11 protein-coding genes are annotated in these 17,027 nt (G+C 65.5%); 8 read left to right on the forward strand and 3 right to left on the reverse strand.

The genetic code is table 11. The annotated features are described in order from the left end of the window. Positions 1–115: 115 nt before the first annotated feature. Positions 116–3,523, reverse strand: a complete 3,408-nt coding sequence (locus AC239G_RS04270; RefSeq protein WP_487489881.1) for a bifunctional proline dehydrogenase/L-glutamate gamma-semialdehyde dehydrogenase — start codon at positions 3,521–3,523, stop codon at positions 116–118. A gap of 154 nt (positions 3,524–3,677) precedes the next feature. On the opposite strand from AC239G_RS04270, the gene AC239G_RS04275 reads away from it, so the two are divergent. From AC239G_RS04275 to AC239G_RS04295, 5 genes are all read left to right on the forward strand, one after another. Next, positions 3,678–5,219: an FCD domain-containing protein gene (locus AC239G_RS04275; protein ID WP_181271006.1), complete on the forward strand. Its 1,542-nt coding sequence runs from the start codon at positions 3,678–3,680 to the stop codon at positions 5,217–5,219. A gap of 51 nt (positions 5,220–5,270) precedes the next feature. Continuing rightward, complete coding sequence (udk, locus tag AC239G_RS04280; protein ID WP_139469259.1) at positions 5,271–5,882, forward strand: uridine kinase; 612 nt, start codon at positions 5,271–5,273, stop codon at positions 5,880–5,882. Positions 5,883–5,968: 86 nt separating this feature from the next. After that, positions 5,969–7,573, forward strand: coding sequence for an HNH endonuclease (locus tag AC239G_RS04285; RefSeq protein WP_434593956.1), 1,605 nt, complete (start codon positions 5,969–5,971; stop codon positions 7,571–7,573). A 171-nt stretch (positions 7,574–7,744) separates the two neighbouring features. Then, positions 7,745–8,209: a hypothetical protein gene (locus tag AC239G_RS04290; RefSeq protein ID WP_487489882.1), complete on the forward strand. Its 465-nt coding sequence runs from the start codon at positions 7,745–7,747 to the stop codon at positions 8,207–8,209. A 73-nt stretch (positions 8,210–8,282) separates the two neighbouring features. After that, entirely contained in the window at positions 8,283–9,809 is a 1,527-nt protein-coding gene (locus AC239G_RS04295) for a hypothetical protein (protein WP_181271003.1), read from the forward strand. Between the two features lie 19 nt (positions 9,810–9,828). Here AC239G_RS04295 and AC239G_RS04300 read toward each other — a convergent pair whose 3' ends face one another. Both AC239G_RS04300 and AC239G_RS04305 read right to left on the reverse strand, forming a co-directional pair. Next, on the reverse strand, positions 9,829–11,763 hold the full coding sequence (locus AC239G_RS04300) for an FAD-binding monooxygenase (RefSeq protein ID WP_181271002.1): 1,935 nt from the start codon (positions 11,761–11,763) through the stop codon (positions 9,829–9,831). Between the two features lie 45 nt (positions 11,764–11,808). Then, positions 11,809–13,212, reverse strand: a complete 1,404-nt coding sequence (locus tag AC239G_RS04305; RefSeq protein ID WP_181271001.1) for an MFS transporter — start codon at positions 13,210–13,212, stop codon at positions 11,809–11,811. Positions 13,213–13,330: 118 nt separating this feature from the next. Here AC239G_RS04305 and AC239G_RS04310 point away from each other — a divergent pair, with 118 nt between their 5' ends. The 3 genes from AC239G_RS04310 to hpaE are packed head-to-tail and all read left to right on the forward strand — an operon-like array spanning position 13,331 to position 17,024. Next, positions 13,331–14,821, forward strand: a complete 1,491-nt coding sequence (locus tag AC239G_RS04310; protein ID WP_434593966.1) for a fumarylacetoacetate hydrolase family protein — start codon at positions 13,331–13,333, stop codon at positions 14,819–14,821. Further along, on the forward strand, positions 14,782–15,522 hold the full coding sequence (locus tag AC239G_RS04315) for a GntR family transcriptional regulator (protein ID WP_167194155.1): 741 nt from the start codon (positions 14,782–14,784) through the stop codon (positions 15,520–15,522). Before AC239G_RS04310 ends, AC239G_RS04315 begins: the two co-directional genes overlap by 40 nt. Continuing rightward, complete coding sequence (gene hpaE / locus AC239G_RS04320; RefSeq protein ID WP_181270999.1) at positions 15,519–17,024, forward strand: 5-carboxymethyl-2-hydroxymuconate semialdehyde dehydrogenase; 1,506 nt, start codon at positions 15,519–15,521, stop codon at positions 17,022–17,024. The genes AC239G_RS04315 and hpaE overlap by 4 nt, the downstream gene beginning before the upstream one ends. Positions 17,025–17,027: the final 3 nt, after the last annotated feature.

Consider the following 17,027-nt stretch of genomic DNA (forward strand, 5'->3'; position numbering starts at 1 on the left):
AGTCCACTGAGTGCCACGGGTGGCACTCATCCTACACAACCCGCCCTGCCCCAGAACTACCTGACGGCGGCCCAGCAACCTCGCGCGAGGTTGCTGGGCCGCCGTCAGGTAGCAATTAGGAGGTGAGGGTGGCGGCGAGCTCGTGGAAGTCGCGGCTCGGGTTGCCGAAGCGGTGCAGGGTCATCGACACCGCCTGCTCCTGCACGTAGTACCGCAGCTCCACCCGCCCCGAGGTGGTCACCGGCTCATCGATGATCGCGACCTCCGGGCGAGGCGCGGCCGCAGCCAACAGTTCGTCCTCGAACCGACCGAGGACGCGGATGCGGGCACCCACCGTGTCGTCGTAGCGACCCTGTCCGACCATCTCGGCGAACAGATCCGCCGACTCCGTGCGGGCGGGGACACCGGCGTTCGTCACGGCGATCTTCACCTCGGCGGGCACATCCTCGGCGACGGACAGCTGCACCGTCGACCCCACCGTGGTGGCGGCGTGGAGGGAGCGTTCGAGATCGAACAGGCTCGCCTGGGCAGTGACGCGCAAGGTGACCGGCCGAGGACGGTAGCGGAAGATGTTCGCCTCCGCGCGCAGTCCCGTATGGTCCTTCGCCGCACCGAATTCGGCCTCGAACCAGCGCTTGTCATCGGCCTTGGCCGCCTCGAGATTCTGGCTGCCGGCATCGGCGAAGTGGCCGAAGAGCATGAGATAGTTCGGCCCGCCGGCCTTCGAACCCAGGCCGACCGAGGACTGCTTCCAGCCGCCGAACGACTGCCGACGCACGATCGCACCGGTGATTCCGCGGTTGACGTAGGCATTGCCGACCTCGACGCGGTCGAGCCAGGTGGTGACCTCCTCGGGGTCGAGGGAATGGATGCCGCCGGTGAGGCCGAAGTCCACGGCGTTCTGGAACTCGATGGCCTCATCGAGGTCCTTGGCATGCATGAGACCGAGCACCGGACCGAAGACCTCGGTGAGGTGGAAGAAGGAACCGGGCTTGACCCCGTCCTTGATACCCGGGCTCCACAGACGACCCGAATCGTCGAGCTGCTTGGGCTCGAGCAGCCAGGATTCTCCAGGTTCGAGCGACGTCAGCGCCCGACGCAGCTTGTCCGAGGGATCCTCGGTCAGCGGACCCATGGTCGATGCGAGATTCGACGGCCAGTCGACGACCATCGACGAGGCGGCATCGATGAGCTGGCGACGGTAGCGCTCGGAATCGTAGGTCGAACCGACCATGATGCCCAACGAGGCGGCCGAGCACTTCTGTCCGGCATGTCCGAAGGCCGAATACACGAGGTCGGCCATGGCGAGGTCTCGGTCCGCCGCCGGGGTGATGACCAGGGCGTTCTTGCCCGAGGTCTCTGCATTGACGTGGAGTTCGGGTCGGAAGGACTTGAACATCGCTGCGGTCTCCGAGGCACCCGTGAGGATGACCCGGTCGACGTCGGGATGCGAGACGAGGTGCTGGCCGAGGTCCCGCTCGACCGGAGCGCACAGCTGCAGCACGTCCTTGGGCACGCCGGCCTGCCACTGGCAGTCGATGATGAGCGCCGAACAGTGCGGGGTCGGCTTCGACGGCTTGTGGATGACAGCAGATCCCGCCGCCAGCGCCGCCACGGTTCCGCCGGTGGGAATGGCCACCGGGAAGTTCCACGGGGGAGTGACGACGACCATCTCATCGGGAGTGAAGGTCGCGCCCTCAATGTTCTCGAGCTCGAGCGAATTCAGCGCGTAGTAGCGGATGAAGTCGATGGCCTCGGACACCTCGGGATCGGACTGCGACGGCATCTTGCCGACCTCCGCGGCCTCGACGGCGATGAACTCGCCGCGACGGGCAGCGAAGATGTCCGCGGCGCGGTGGAGGATCTCGGCGCGACCGGCGGCGCCGAGGGCCCGCCAGTCGGCAGCCGCGGCGCGACCGCGGGCGATCATCTCATCGAGCTCGTCCGTGGACTCGACCTTGGGCGCGTTCGGACGATCGTCGAGGTAGCCGGGGGCGGTCGCCTCGGCGATGATGCTGCGCACCCACTCCTGGTTGGCAGGAAGGGACGGGTCGGTGTCGGGCTCATTGAAGAACTGGGTCGGCACCACGGTCTCGCCGAGTGTTTCGGTCGACCGGTTCTGGTGGCGGTTCGGGGCCGGTGCGGTCTCGCCCTCGGTGTCGAGGATCGATTCGAGCTGGTCGACCGACGCGGTGAACCGGTCGGCTTCGCGCTTGAATACGTCGTTGCCGTTGGCGAGGTCGAAGATGCCGGACATGAAGTTCTCGGACGCAGAGTTCTCTTCAAGCCTGCGCACGAGGTAGGAGATCGCGACGTCGAACTCCTTCGGATGAACGGCCGGAACGTAGAGGAGGAGGTCTCCGACGTCCTCGGTCACGGCGGCGGCCTGTTCGCTGGCCATACCCTGGAGCATCTCGAACTCGACGCGGTCGGTCACGGAGCGTTCGACGGAGAGGTGGTGGGCGAAGGCGATGTCGAAGAGGTTGTGCCCGGCCACGCCGATGCGCAGCCCCTTCATCCGCTCCGGGGTGAACAGCCAGTGCAGGACTCGCTTGTAGTTCGCGTCCGTGGACTGCTTCGAATCGCACGTCGTTGCAGGCCAGCCCGCGATTTCGGCGTGCACGGTCTCCATCGCCAGGTTCGCGCCCTTGACGAGGCGGACCTTGATCCCGACTCCGCCGTTCTCGACACGGCGGGAAGCGAATTCGCTCAGCCGCTGCACCGCTCCGAGCGCATCGGGCTGGTAGGCCTGGATGACGATTCCGGCCTCGAGATCCTTGAATTCCGGTTCGGAGAGCAGTCGCGTGAACACCGCGATCGTCAACTCGAGGTCCTGGTACTCCTCCATGTCGAGGTTGACGAACTTCGCGCCGGTCGGGGCTTTCGCGGCCTGCTGGTAGAGCGGACGGAGGCGGTCGACGACATAGTCGACGGTCTCGTCGAAGGCCCACATCGAGATCTGCGAGGCCACGGAGGAGACCTTCACCGACACGTAGTCGACATCGTCGCGGGCGAGCAGCCGGTGGGTCTGCTCCAGGTGATTGTCGGCTTCGCCGTCACCGAGCACGGCCTCGCCGAGGAGGTTGATGTTGAGCCTGTGACCGTCGGCGGTGAGGGCGGCGACGGTCTTGCCGAACTGCTTGTCCCGGGCGTCGACGACCATGTGGCCGACCATCTGACGCAGGCGAGTGCGGGCGGCGGGCACGACGACCTGCGGGGCGATCTTGGCCAGTGCGGCACCGGCCTTGATCTGTGCACGGTCGAGGTACGACATCGTCTCAGGGGCTAGCTTGCCGACCTCGGTCAAGGCGTCGGCGGCGGCGTGGACATCATCGGTGCGCACGACCCGATCGACGAACCCGACGGTGAAGTCGAGGCCGTTGTCGTCGGAGAGGACGGCGGAGAGGCGTTCGGCCGCGGGGTTCTTCGCCGTGGTCATCGACGTCGACACTCGCAGCCACCGGCGGACGGTGTCGATCGACTGGGCAGTGAGCGTGGCGAGGTCGGTTTCGGTGTGCAGCAACTGTGCTCCTTCGGTGCTCGGATTCGGTGCTCTCACGCGTCGGCGCTGACCGTGGAACCTGGGTGTGAGATCAGTATGCGCCGCCGAAATCCGGGGGTGAAGAGATGGAGTCGACCGCCGTGAATGTTTGAGTCAGAAGTCCTAAGATAGAGTGATGTATTCCGCTGAGTTCCGTCGTGACGCCGTGGCGCTGCTGACGACGTCGACCCTCGCCGAGGCGGCCGCGCGCACGGGAGCATCGCCGTCGACCCTGCGTCGTTGGGCGAGCCGATCCGACCTCGCGGATCGTCCCCGCAGCGGCCGCCCGCCGATCCAGGAGACCGCTGACCGGGTCGTCGAAGCACTCGTCGCCACCGCGGGGGCCAGGATCTCCGGACGGGACTATTCGACTCGTGCCCTGGCCGAGGCGACGGGGTTGAGTCAGAGCATCGTCTCCCGGTCGGTGCGGGCGCTGACGGTCCCCGTCGCCGAGGTGGCCGGTGCCTCGGAGCTCATCCTCGCGGCCAGCGGGTTTCCCCTCGTCATCGTCGGCGTTCGCAGGAACGATGCAGGTGGGGGCGGAGATCGTGGAGAGTCCGCGACGATCGTGCCGCCTCGGCGAATTCAGCGGCGCATCGCGGGAATCACCGCGGCCCTGCGCACCGCGGGCGTCGGGCGGTGGGCGCAGCGCTTCGACAGCGAGCATCGGCAGGTGCCAACCGCCGAACTGCTCGCCCTGCTCGACGGTGATGGTGACTTCCTCGTGTTCGACCCCCTCGGCGAGGTTCCTGACGACCTCTCCGACGGGGCGGGAGCCCGGGTGAGGGCGTGCGCGGAATTCGACGATTTCGTCACCGTACTCAAGAGCCGCCTCGGCGAGTGTCAGGACATTCCCGGGTCTCTGCTCGATCTGCTCGCCGACCGCGTCCGGAACGGACTCGAAGGTGTGCTGTGGTGGGAATCGGCTCCGTACGAGCCTCAGAGAAGTTCTATTACTTCTGACTCAATGGAGATATCGTCGTGGCTGCCGAAGGAGACCCGATCGATCACCGAGCATCTGGCGATCGCGCTGCGCGAGGAGATCATCGACTCCGGATATGAGCCGGGGGACCGGATCAATCCGCGCCTGCTCTCCCGCCGAATGCAGGTGCCCAGGGCCTCGGTCGATGCGGCGCTGCGAAGGATGGTCGATGACAAACTGCTCGACGGATCCCGCGGCGGCGCGCGGATTCCTCTAATCACGACCGTCGACGTGCTCGACCTCTACGCCGCGCGCATGGCCATCGGGGAGGTTGTGCTCAGGTCCCTGGCCCTGCGTCCGCAGCGCTACCTCGTGCCCGTGCAGCTGGCCCTGCGACAGGTCGAAGCCTCGGCGCCGACGCGCAGCGGAATCGATGTCGAGGACGCCGACCTCCATTTCCAGCAGGAACTGGCCCGTGCTTCGGGTCTGCGGGAATCGGCGCGTGCCTTCGAAGCCCTGACTCTGCGGCTGCGTCTGTTCATCTCCATCTTGCAGCTCGACTATTCTCCGGCCAGCGACCGTATCGTCAGCGATGATCGGGCCATGTTCCGTGCGCTCAGCCGAGCGGATGCGAAGACGGCGATCGAGGTCTGGCGCGGCAAGGTCGACAATGCGGTGAGACATATGGCCGGTCTGCTGGGCAGGCGGCGCTTCGACCAGGAGCTGTGGACCCAGCTGACCCGCAGCCTCGGGTGAGTACGGAAGCCGGGACCCGCCTCGGCGGGGGTCGTGGTCTATATTTGTGCCGTGGAGACTTTGGTTGTGGGCGTGGCCGGCGGAACCGGCAGCGGAAAGACGACGCTGACTCAGGCGCTGTTGGACAAGTGCGAAGGACCGCCGTCCGTGCTCTTCCACGACAACTACTACAAGCGGCGCGACGAGCTCACCTACGAGGAGCGCGAAAAGGTCAACTACGACGATCTCGATGCCTTCGACAATGACCTCTTCGTCGACCATCTCACCGCATTGCGGAACTCCGAGGCGGTCGACAGCCCCGTCTACGACTTCTCGATCCACAACCGCAGCGACGAGACGACGCGCGTCGAACCCGCGCCGGTCATCATCGTCGAAGGCATCCTCATCTTCGCCGAACCGCGCATCTGCCGGCTGCTCGACATCAAGCTCTTCGTCGACACCGACGCCGATGTGCGTCTGCTGCGCCGGATCAAACGCGATGTCGTCGACCGTGGGCGGACGCTGCAGTCGGTGGAGGACCAGTACTTGGGCACGGTCAAGCCGATGCACGAACTCTACGTCGAGCCGTCGAAGCGCAATGCCGACCTCATTATCCCCGACGGCGGCCACAACATCGTCGCCATGGACATGATTCTCAACCGCATCCAGCGCGGAGTCGGCTGAGGCTGAAATAGGGTCTGACCTGGCCGTATTGGGTCATTCGGGGCCGTTCGCGAAGTCGTGTCAGTGCCGACGGGTACCGTTTCTATATGGACGTCGACCCCGCACGGGAACCAGCGCCGGTTCCGGATCCGCTGACCGAGATCACTCGGTTCGGTGAGCTCCTGCGCGGTCTTGACCCGGGTGGCACCGAGGCTGAGACACTCGAGCGGATCACTGCGCTCGAGGAGCTCAAGTCTGCCGTCGTCGCCGCACAGTCGCGGGAGGCAGTGGCGTTCGAAGCGCTGCGCATCGAGCGGGACCGGCACAACAGGGTGCCCGCGATCGACTGCGGAAAACGTGCCGGAGACGAGGTCGGGCTGGCGAAGAAGGTCTCGCCCGGATCGGGGCGGAAGTTCCTCAGCACCGCCCGCTCGATCGTCATCGGGATGCCCAATACCTTCAAAGCCCTGTCCAAGGGGGAGATCTCCGAGGACAAGGCGCGCATCATGGTCGATGAGACCGCGGTCCTTGCCGCCGCCGATCGGCGCAAGGTGGACACGCGGATGAAGCGCAGTCTGGAACCGTCCGGGTTGCGCAGCCTGCGCGCCGAAGTGCGTGCGCTCAGTGCGGAGATGGACGCCGAGGCGGCCGCGAAGCGGGCGGCGAGAGCTGAGTCCAATCGTCGTGTGAATCTGACCGTGATCGATGACGGGATGGCCAGGATCTCTGCGATCCTGCCGCTGGCTCAGGCCGTCGCCGCCTATGAGAGTCTCCGTGCCGGCGCCGAGTCGATCACTGCCGCCGGTGACGCGGGCGGGCGGAATCGCCAGCAGGTGCTCGCCGACACCTTCGTCGAACGATTGAGCGGCCAAACGAGTGCGACGGCGGTGCCTGCGGAGATCCATGTGCTCGTCGAGGCCGAATCTCTGCTCTCGGACGGGCTCGTACCCGCCTGGCTGCCCGGGTTCGGACCGCTGCCGGCGCAGACGGCACGGAAGTTCATCGTCGCGAACGAAGCGAAGATGTTCATCAGCCGGATCTTCACTCGTCCCGACGACGGGCAGCTGGTGGGGATGGATGCGAAGAGTCGGGAGTTCACCGGCCGACTGCGGCAGATGATCACCTTCCGCGACGATGTGTGCCGGACACCGTGGTGCGACGCCCCGATCCGGCATGCCGATCATGCCCTTCCCGTTGCCGCTGGCGGAGCTACCACCTGGGAGAACGGTTCAGGTCTGTGTGCATCCTGCAATTACGCGAAGGAACATCCCGGGTGGAAGCATGAGGCCACAGCGGACGGGCTGCGCGTCACCACGCCGAGCGGACGATCGTACGAGGTGACCACGCCCGCGGTGGTCCGCCGCATGCGGTTCCCGCGTCCCGAAGCGGTGTCCGAACCGGGTGGTTCGCCGCCGGGGCCGGATTGGCGGCAGACCTTCTCCCGTTTCCTCGAACCCGATAGGGATGAGGCCAGGAGAGTGGTCGGGAAAGACCAACCGCAAGAGGCGGCTCAGCCGGACCAGCCGGTCGAATACCAGACGATCGAACCGAAGTGCGTGCTGCCCGAGCAGCTGCCACCCCGCTACTGCACTCGTGCCGAGAAGATCGCCGGTTGGCGCAGCCGCAATGCGCACCGACGACCGAGTGCACAGGACTGCAACGGCAGCCCGGTCGAAAGGCAATTGGTTCGGATGGTGTTCGGGCCCGACTGAGCCGCGTGTCGGATCTGGAACATCGCGGGAACACCTGTCACACGGACACTGCAGAGAATCGTAGTTATGGACAGGGCGGGTAAGAGCGGAAGCACACGACTGACGACGGCGCGGGGGCGAAGTCTCAACCTCGTGGCGCGTGTGCTCCCATTAGGGGCGGTGGCCTGCTGGGTGATCACGATCTTCGTGCCGGTCCTCGACAGCGGAGGCCCCGGATCGATGCAGATCCGCGTGACGTCTCTCGGTTTCTCGCCGATCGATATGAACGACCTCGACGAGGTCTACCTCGTGCTCTGGATCGTCATCCTCACCGGCGCGTTCACTGCTTGGCTGCTGTCAGCGTCGAAGTGGTGGTCGATCGCGGCCATCGTTCTGGGCACGGTTCTGGGACTGCGACTCCTGCAGATGGTCGCCGATCCGCCGATCATGATGTGGGACGGGCAGACGGCCGACGGCATGCCCACAGGAGGCATGGAGGTCGCCTACCCGGCGGCAGGGTTCGGCCTCTGGGTGCTCGGCAGCCTGCTGTTCTTCGCCGCTGGTATCTGTGGTCTGGTCGCAGCCGCCCAACAGGACCATCACCGTCGTGAACGGATCAAACGCTGCATGTCGAAGCGTCATGGTCCCGCCGGGTGAGGCTCGATCCGGCCGACTGCTTGTGCGATTCGCGCAAGCGCTGTCACTGTCAGCTCTCTGTCTGTGGATCGTCATGCTGTGGGTTCCAGTGGCTGCCAGCCCTGAGGACACGTCGGAAGAGCCGCAGCCGCCGCGCATCATCGTCACTGCTCTCGGCGGACCGCCGTTCGACCTCGATGAGGCTCGGGGCTCGATGGTCCTGGTCGCCGCCGGCGTTCTCATATGTGCGGCTGCTTCGCCCCTGCTCACCGTCAGGTCTCGGCCCGATTCGCACCCGTGGCCGGACGTCGTCGGGCGCCTATGGTCGGTGGGAAATCTCTTTCTGAGCGTCTGCGTCTTCCTCGTATCGGCCGACATGTTGGCCAATATGCCGACGTTCATGTGGGACGCCGTCGATGATCGCGGACGCCCGGTCTTCGGGATAGTCGTCGCCGAACCGGCGCTGGGCGCAGTCCTTTGGGCTATCGGGGGCCTCAGTCTGCTGGCCGCGGGAGTCTGCGGCCTCCTCGGCGAGGTCAGGCGGAGGAAGGCAGCACCCGCTCACTGCGCAAACGCCAGAATCACCCCGTGGCCCCGAGGGAACCGAACACATCGTCTCGCACAGCGGCTGCCGTGGGTCGCGCTCGCCTGCTGGGTGCTGATGATCTGGGTGCCGCTCTTCGACAGCGGCGACCATGGTGATGATCGATTGACGGTGACATCGTTCGGACGGGTACCCTTCGATCTCGCCGACCGCACCCCGGGGGTCATCCTGCCCTGGGTGGTCGTTCTCGCCTGCGCAGCGACCGCGAAACGGTTCGACACCTTTGCCCACTGGCCTCTTTTGTCGGTGGCAGTCGGAGTCGGTCTGTTCATCCAGCAGGCGACTATGGTCATCGATCTTCCGCGAGAGCGCGTCGAAAGCACCGACGCCACCGGTGAAACGCTCAGTGCCATTATCGTCGGGTATCCGTCAGCAGGTCATTATCTCTGGACGATCGGCTGCTGGGCACTCATCGCCGCAGGCATCTGCGGACTCCTCAGCGATCGACGGCGGATCGACCGGCAGATGCAGAGGCAGGCACAGCGTCCGACGAAAAAGATCAACCGCAGACGCCAACGCAAGCTGCAGCAGTGGGCCCGGCTGCTTCCGTTCACCGCGGTCGGAGTGTGGACCGTGACTGTCTTCGTCCCCGTCGTCGACAGCTTCAACGACGACGGTCCGCGCATTCGAGTGACTTCACTGGGAGAATGGACGATTGATGACGGCGGTGACGTCGATCTGTTCTTCCTGATCATCTGGGCACTCGTGGTCGCCATCGCCGCGCTCGGGGCCGCCTTCGCCCCTGCCCGCTGGTGGGACGTGACAGCTGTGATCATCGCAGCACTCATCGTCCTGGTCCTCTTCAGCTACCTCGTCAGTCCTCCGGTGCTGATGTGGGACGGGCAGCTGCCTGACGGAACACCGACCGGAGGGATGGAAGTCGGTCGCCCGTCGTTCGGCTTCGGGCTGTGGCTCATCGGCGCCGCAGCCCTCGTCGCAGCTGGGATCTGCGGACTCCTCACGCAGACCAAATGCGTCCGGCCAGCAGTCCAGGGACCACCAGCCGGAGGCGTTTGAGAACAGAATCGTTCCGAAATCACTTCACGGGTTCGAAGACTCCCGCGAAATAGTCGCCGATCTCGGTATGTGCGTCCAAGGGGAAGACGCCAGAGACATACTGGTCGGGTCGGACCACGACGACGGCACCATCGCGGCTGATCTCACGGGCTTCGAAGATGTCCTCGTCGGGCAGGGTCGCGTAGATCTTCTCCACGTATTCGAGGTCAAAGGCACCGATATGCGGACGGAAGACCTTCGGCACATCGGGGAACGCGAACTCCTTGTGCTCCTGCTGGTAGATGACGCTGAGCTCGACGAGGGCATCGAGGTCCTCACCCTCCCTGCGGTAAGCGACCAGGGGAGAGGCCTGATCCGATTCGAGCCACGCAGCCAGAGCTGCCACCTTCGACTCACCGCCCGAGTTGCCAGCACTGCCGTCGACGACAGGAGCGGCCCGATCGGCGAAGACATAGACCCTCCAACGACCGTCGGCGCGGGCCTCATGTCCGAGGTGGATGAAGTTCGCATCGCAGCTGCGCTTGACCCGAGCCGACTTGAACCGCTTGCCGATCGGGAATCCGGCCGCGAGCTCCTGATGAGTCGTCGGCGTCGTGATCATCGACTCCGTGTACTCGGTCATGAACCCTGCCGGGAACTCCGCGGTCTTGACGTAGAAGTCCTCGAGGTAGGTCTTGTCCGGCAGCTCCTCCTGCGGAGTCGCCATGAGCGTCGACCATTCCTTGTCGAACTCGATGAGGTTCTTCGCCGCCACCTGACGTTCGGCCGAGTAGGTGCGCAGCAGTTCCGTCGACGACCGACCGGAGATGACCTGGCCGAGCTTCCACGCGATGTTGAAGCCGTCCTGCATCGATACGTTCATTCCCTGACCGGCTTTCGCCGAGTGAGTGTGGCAGGCATCGCCAGTGATGAACACGCGCGGACACTGAGAATCGGGCACGGTCTCGTCGGTGTCGTCGAAGGCATCGGTGAGCCGGTGCCCGACCTCGTAGACCGAATGCCAGGCCACGTTCTTCACATCGATGCTGTAGGGCGAGATGATCGCATTCGCCCGGCGGATGATCTCGTCGATGCTCGTCGCCCGCACCTTGCGCGCATCATCCTCGGGCACCTCGCCGAGATCGACGTACATCCGGAACAGATGCCCGCCCTCGCGGGGGATGTGGAGGATGTTTCCGTGCTTCGACGAGATCGCGCACTTGGTGCGGATATCGGGGAAATCGGAATTCGCGAGCACATCCATCACGCCCCAGGCGTGATTGGCCTGGTCACCGGACATCGTCCGTCCGATCGACGATCGGACTTTCGACCGGGCACCGTCGCAGCCGACGACGTAGCCGGCGCGGATGGTGCGTTCCTCCCCGGCGCGCTCGCCGGCCGTGTAGCGGACGGTGACGGATACCGGATGATCCTTCGCCGAGGCGGCCGCGGCGTCCTGGTCGACCGCGAGGTCGACGAATTCGATCCCATAGTCGGGTGTGATCTTGCCGGGGGACTGGGCGGCGAACTGGGCGAAGTAGTCGAGCACGCGTGCCTGGTTGACGATGAGGTGGGGGAATTCGCTGATGCCGTGCTCGTCATCCTTGGGCCGACCGGTGCGGATGATGTTCTCGGGGTTCTCCGGATCCGGATTCCAGAACGCCATCTCGGTGATGTGATAGCCCTCGCGCATGATCTCCTCGGCGAAGCCGAACGCCTGGAAGGTCTCGACAGAACGGGCCTGGATGCCGTCGGCCTGACCGATGACCAGCCGCGAATCGCGCTTCTCGATCATCCGAGTGTTCACGTGCGGGTACTGCGACAGCTGTGCCGCCGCGATCATCCCCGCAGGGCCGCTGCCGACGATGAGGACATCGACTTCATCGGGCAGATCATCTGCGCGCTCGATCCCGTAGCCAGCGGCTTCCTCGATCCGCGGGTCCGCGGACACGTAGCCGTTCTGATGGAAATGCATGTCAACCTCCGGTTCGTGACACGTCGTCGTGATGTTTGAATGCTATCAGTTCATATACGATCTGGTGTCGGCGGGGTGGTGCCGATCACCGTCATCGCTGGTCAGCTGCGGCGACCCGATTCCGATGATCGGGCTCACTGACTGCTCGTCCTCGTGGTCTGGACCGAGCGGAATGCCGGTGCGATCACGCAGCAGCAGAGTCGCGGCGAGGGCGAGCACGGCGACGACGCCCAGGTACACCGCCACCGAGGCGGTCGTTCCCGTCGATGACACGAGCCCCTTCGCGATCGTCGGAGCAAAGGCGCCGCCGAGGATCGACCCGATCGCATAGGACACCGAGACCCCGGAGAAGCGGACGCTGGAGGGGAACAGCTCGGCGTACATCGCCGGCTGCTGACCGTAGGTGAAGCCCAGACCGATCGTGAGGACGACGAGACCGAGCAGGAGCATGCCCACCGAGCCGGTGTTGACCAGCGGGAACAGAGAGAAGATACCCGCGAACAGGAGGATCCAGCCGAGGATGTAGGTGTTCCGGCGTCCGATCCTGTCCGAGACGGCTCCCGCGATGATCGTGAAGACCAGCCAGGACACCGCCGAGGCGGCGACGGCCCAGAGCACGGGACCGCGTTCGAGGCCGATGGGTCCGGTCGGATCCGTGGCGTAGTTCTGGATGTATCCGCCGGTGGTCATGTACCCGGCGGCGTTGTTGCCCATGAACACGAGGGAGGCGAGGATGACGAGCAGCCAATGGCTCTTGATGAGCTTGCCCAGCGGGTTCGTGACCTGTTCCTTGCGCTCGGCGATCTCGTGGAAGACCGGGGATTCCTCGACTCCGCGGCGGATCCAGTAGCCGACGAAGACGAGCACGATGGAGAGGAAGAACGGCACCCGCCAGCCCCATTCGAGGAAGGCATCGCCCGGGGCGATCGAGGTCATCAGGGCGAGCACGCCCGAGGACAGCAGAAGGCCGATGGACACCCCGATCTGCGGGAAGGAACCGCGCAGTCCGCGTGACTTCTCATCAGCGTGTTCGACGGCGAGCAGAACGGCTCCGCCCCATTCTCCGCCGGCCGAGATTCCCTGGACGATGCGCAGTGCGATGAGCAGGATCGGAGCCAGGACGCCCGCGGTTTCGAAGGTCGGCAGGAAGCCGATGAGCGCGGTCGCGGCACCCATGGCGATGAGGGTGATGATGAGGACCACCCGGCGGCCGAGCTTGTCACCGAAATGTCCGGCGAGGAATGCGCCCAAAGGGCGGAAGAGGAAGCTGATCCCGACCGTCGCGAAGGCGACCATGGTCGAGAGCGTCGATCCGAGCGGGCCGAAGAAGAGCTCGTTGAAGATCAGCCCCGAGGCCGCCGCGTAGAGGAAATAGTCGTACCACTCGATGCTCGTGCCGACGATCGTCGCGAATGCCACCCGGGTCTGAGTGTGCTTCTGTGCTGCCATGACTCCTGTGTCCTGTCGTGCGTCCCAACCACGTTCTCTGTGGCCTGGATTAATTGTTCCCGGGAACCGTATCATATACGATCTGTAGTGAAGCCAATCGAAATGAGGTGTGAGATCGATGTCGACTCCAGCAGGTGTTCCGACCCGTCCGGGCAAGATCATTGCCGTTCATGTGGCCTATGAGTCCCGTGCGGCACAACGAGGAAAGCGCCCCGCCCAGCCGTCGTACTTCCTCAAGGCGGCCAGCTCCGTCGCCGCCACCGGCCAGACCATCGAACGCCCCGCCGGCACCTCGCTGCTCGCCTTCGAAGGTGAGGTCGCCATCGTCATCGGCGCCTCCGCCCGCAACGTCACCGAGGCCGAGGCCTGGTCGTATGTCGCCGGCGTGACCGCGTCGAACGACTTCGGCCTCTACGACATGAAGACCCCGGACAAGGGATCGAACGTGCGCTCGAAGAGCCGCGACGGATACACCCCGCTGGGCCCCGAACTCATCCCCGCCGCCGAGGCGGCCCCCGACTCCCTGCGCCTGCGCACCTGGGTCAACGGCGAGGTCGTCCAGGACGACGGCACGCGAGCCGATCAGCTCATCTTCACCCTCCCGCGCATCGTCGCGGACCTCAGCCAGCACCTCACCCTCGAGCCCGGCGACGTCATCCTCACCGGCACCCCTGCCGGATCCTCCGTCGTCGCCCCCGGTGACACGGTCGAGGTCGAGGTCACGGCCGCCTCGGCGAACGGGGAAGAGCTGAGCTCAGGACGACTGACCACCACGGTCGTCGACGGCCCCGGAGACTTCGACGAGAACCTCGGCAGCCTGCCCGCAGTGAACGAAGCACTCACCGTCGATGCCTGGGGCTCACGCGAAGCCGCCCTACTCGCCCCGGAGGGCGATGCCGATGACACTGCCGCGACGGCACTCGGCGATGACCTCATCGCCAAACTCGCCGAGGCTCCGACCGCGGGTCTGTCGGCTCAGCTGCGGTCGCGCGGACTCAACAATGTCGTCATCGAAGGCGTGGCCCCGCTGAAGCCGGGCGCGAAGATCGTCGGCACCGCGAAGACGCTGCGCTTCGTGCCCAACCGCGAAGACCTGTTCAAGTCCCACGGCGGCGGTTACAACGCACAGAAACAGGCCTTCGACTCGATCCGCCCCGGCGAGGTCGTCGTCATCGAGGCCCGAGGCGAATCCGGCTCTGGCACCCTCGGCGACATCCTCGCCCTGCGCGCGAAATCACTCGGCGCCGCCGGCGTCGTCACCGACGGGGGAGTCCGCGACTCCGCCGAGGTGGCCGAGATCCTGCCCGTGTTCTCCACCGCGAAGCACCCCGCCGTGCTCGGCCGCAAGCACGTGCCGTGGGAATCGGACGTGGCCGTGGCCTGCGGAAACGCCACCGTCCTGCCCGGCGATGTGATCGTCGCCGATGACGACGGAGCCATCGTCATCCCTCGTGACCTCGTTGAAGAAGTCGTCGACGCGGCACTGGCGAAGGAGATCGAGGACGGCTGGGTGGCCGAACAGGTCGCCGCCGGCAACCCGATCGAAGAGCTCTTCCCGCCCAAGGGCGAATGGAAGGCGAAATTCGACGAGTGGAAGGCCTCACGGTGACTGCGACTGCGTCCCTGAGCAAGGCCGAGACCGCCTACCGGTGGATCCGCGAACGCGTCGCCGACCAGACCTATCAGCCCGGGCACAAGCTCGTGCTCGCGCAGATCGCACTCGAACTCGACACCTCAGTGGTGCCGGTGCGTGAGGCCATCCGCCGGCTGGAAGCCGACGGGCTCGTGACCTTCGAACGCAACGTCGGGGCCCGCGTGGCCATGGTCGACCAAGGGTCCTACACCCAGTCGATGGAAACGGTCGCGATCCTCGAGGCCGCGGCCGTCGCCCAAGCACAGGGCCACCTCGGCGTCGATGATCTCGATGCTGCGGAGCAGATCAACGATCGGATGCGGGCTCTGCTCGACGATTTCGAACCGGCCGAGTTCACTCGGCTCAACCACGAGTTCCACGAGATGCTCTACCGGCGCTGCCCGAACGAGCGGCTGTGCACCCTCGTCGAACTCGAATGGGACCGGCTCAACCACCTGCGGGATTCGACGTTCTCCTTCGTCCCCGAACGGGCACTCGAGTCGGTGGAGGAGCACTCCCGCATCGTCGCCCTCATCCGGGCTCGCGCCTCGGCGCAGGAGGTCGAACGGGCCGTGCGCGAGCACCGCTCGGCCACTCTGCGCAGCTTCCAGAACTCCCAGACGACCACAGCCCCAAGCACGGATTTGATTGCAGATTCACGAAAGGACAAGTCATGACACAGTCCACCACCCCGCCGGCAGGTATGCCGGAGAAGATCCGCCACTACATCGGCGGAGAATTCGTCGACTCCGTCGACGGAGACGAATTCGACGTGCTCAACCCGGTGACGAACGAGCCCTACATCAAGGCCGCCTCGGGCAAGAAAGCCGATATCGAAGCCGCCGTCGCAGCGGCGAAGCAAGCCTTCGACGAGGGCCCGTGGCCGCGGATGCTTCCGCGTGAACGCGCCCGGATCCTCAACAAGATCGCCGACATCGTCGAATCCCGCAAGGACGAACTCGCCGCGATGGAGTCCTTCGACTCCGGGCTGCCGATCACCCAGGCCAAGGGCCAGGCGGCGCGCGCGGCGGAGAACTTCCGCTTCTTCGCCGACCTCATCGTCGCCCAGGTCGACGACGCCTTCAAGGTCCCCGGCCGCCAGGCGAACTACGTCAACCGCAAGCCCATCGGCGTGGCCGGACTCATCACCCCGTGGAACACGCCGTTCATGCTCGAGTCCTGGAAGCTGGGACCGGCGATCGCGACCGGCAACACCGTCGTGCTCAAACCCGCAGAGTTCACCCCGCTCTCGGCCTCCCTGTGGCCGGGCATCTTCGAAGAGGCCGGACTGCCCACCGGTGTGTTCAACATGGTCAACGGCTTCGGCGAAGAGGGCTTCGCCGGCGACTCGCTCGTCAAGCACCCCGACGTGCCGCTCATCTCCTTCACCGGTGAGTCGAAGACCGGCCAGACGATCTTCGCCAATGCCGCCCCCTGGCTCAAAGGCCTGTCGATGGAGCTCGGCGGAAAGTCCCCGGCCGTGGTCTTCGCCGACGCGGACATCGAGGCTGCCGTCAACGCCACGATCTTCGGCGTCTTCTCCCTCAACGGGGAGCGCTGCACCGCCGGTTCGCGCATCCTCGTCGAGCAGTCGATCTACGACGAATTCGTCGAGCGCTATGCCGCTCAGGCGGGGCGCGTGAAGGTCGGTCTGCCCTCGGATCCCGCCACCGAGGTGGCTGCGCTCGTCCACCCCGAGCACTATGAGAAGGTCATGTCCTACGTCGAGATCGGCAAGTCCGAGGCCCGCCTCGTCGCCGGCGGCGGACGCCCCGAAGGCTTCGAAACCGGAAACTTCGTCCAGCCGACCGTGTTCGCCGATGTGCAGCCCGACGCGCGGATCTTCCAGGAGGAGATCTTCGGCCCCGTCGTCGCCATCACCCCGTTCTCCTCCGACGAGGAGGCCCTGGAGCTGGCGAACAACACGAAGTACGGTCTGGCCGCCTATATCTGGACCTCGGACCTCAAACGCGCCCACAACTTCTCCCAGGCCGTGGAGTCGGGAATGGTGTGGCTGAACTCGAACAACGTCCGCGATCTGCGCACCCCCTTCGGCGGCGTCAAGGCCTCGGGACTCGGCCACGAAGGCGGCTACCGGTCGATCGACTTCTACACGGAACAGCAGTCCGTGCACATCAACCTCGGCGAGGTCCACAATCCTGTCTTCGGAAAGCAGTGAAGC

The organism is Brevibacterium sp. Lmc1 (assembly GCF_057654315.1).

Excerpts from the sequence above, each read along its gene's own strand:
- AC239G_RS04275 (WP_181271006.1), top strand. The coding sequence starts at position 3,678 with ATGTATTCCGCTGAGTTCCGTCGTGACGCCGTGGCGCTGCTGACGACG.
- AC239G_RS04285 (WP_434593956.1), top strand. The coding sequence starts at position 5,969 with ATGGACGTCGACCCCGCACGGGAACCAGCGCCGGTTCCGGATCCGCTG.
- AC239G_RS04315 (WP_167194155.1), top strand. The coding sequence starts at position 14,782 with ATGGAAGGCGAAATTCGACGAGTGGAAGGCCTCACGGTGACTGCGACT.
- hpaE (WP_181270999.1), top strand. The coding sequence starts at position 15,519 with ATGACACAGTCCACCACCCCGCCGGCAGGTATGCCGGAGAAGATCCGC.
- AC239G_RS04295 (WP_181271003.1), top strand. The coding sequence starts at position 8,283 with ATGCTGTGGGTTCCAGTGGCTGCCAGCCCTGAGGACACGTCGGAAGAG.
- AC239G_RS04305 (WP_181271001.1), bottom strand. The coding sequence starts at position 13,212 with ATGGCAGCACAGAAGCACACTCAGACCCGGGTGGCATTCGCGACGATC.
- AC239G_RS04300 (WP_181271002.1), bottom strand. The coding sequence starts at position 11,763 with ATGCATTTCCATCAGAACGGCTACGTGTCCGCGGACCCGCGGATCGAG.
- AC239G_RS04310 (WP_434593966.1), top strand. The coding sequence starts at position 13,331 with ATGTCGACTCCAGCAGGTGTTCCGACCCGTCCGGGCAAGATCATTGCC.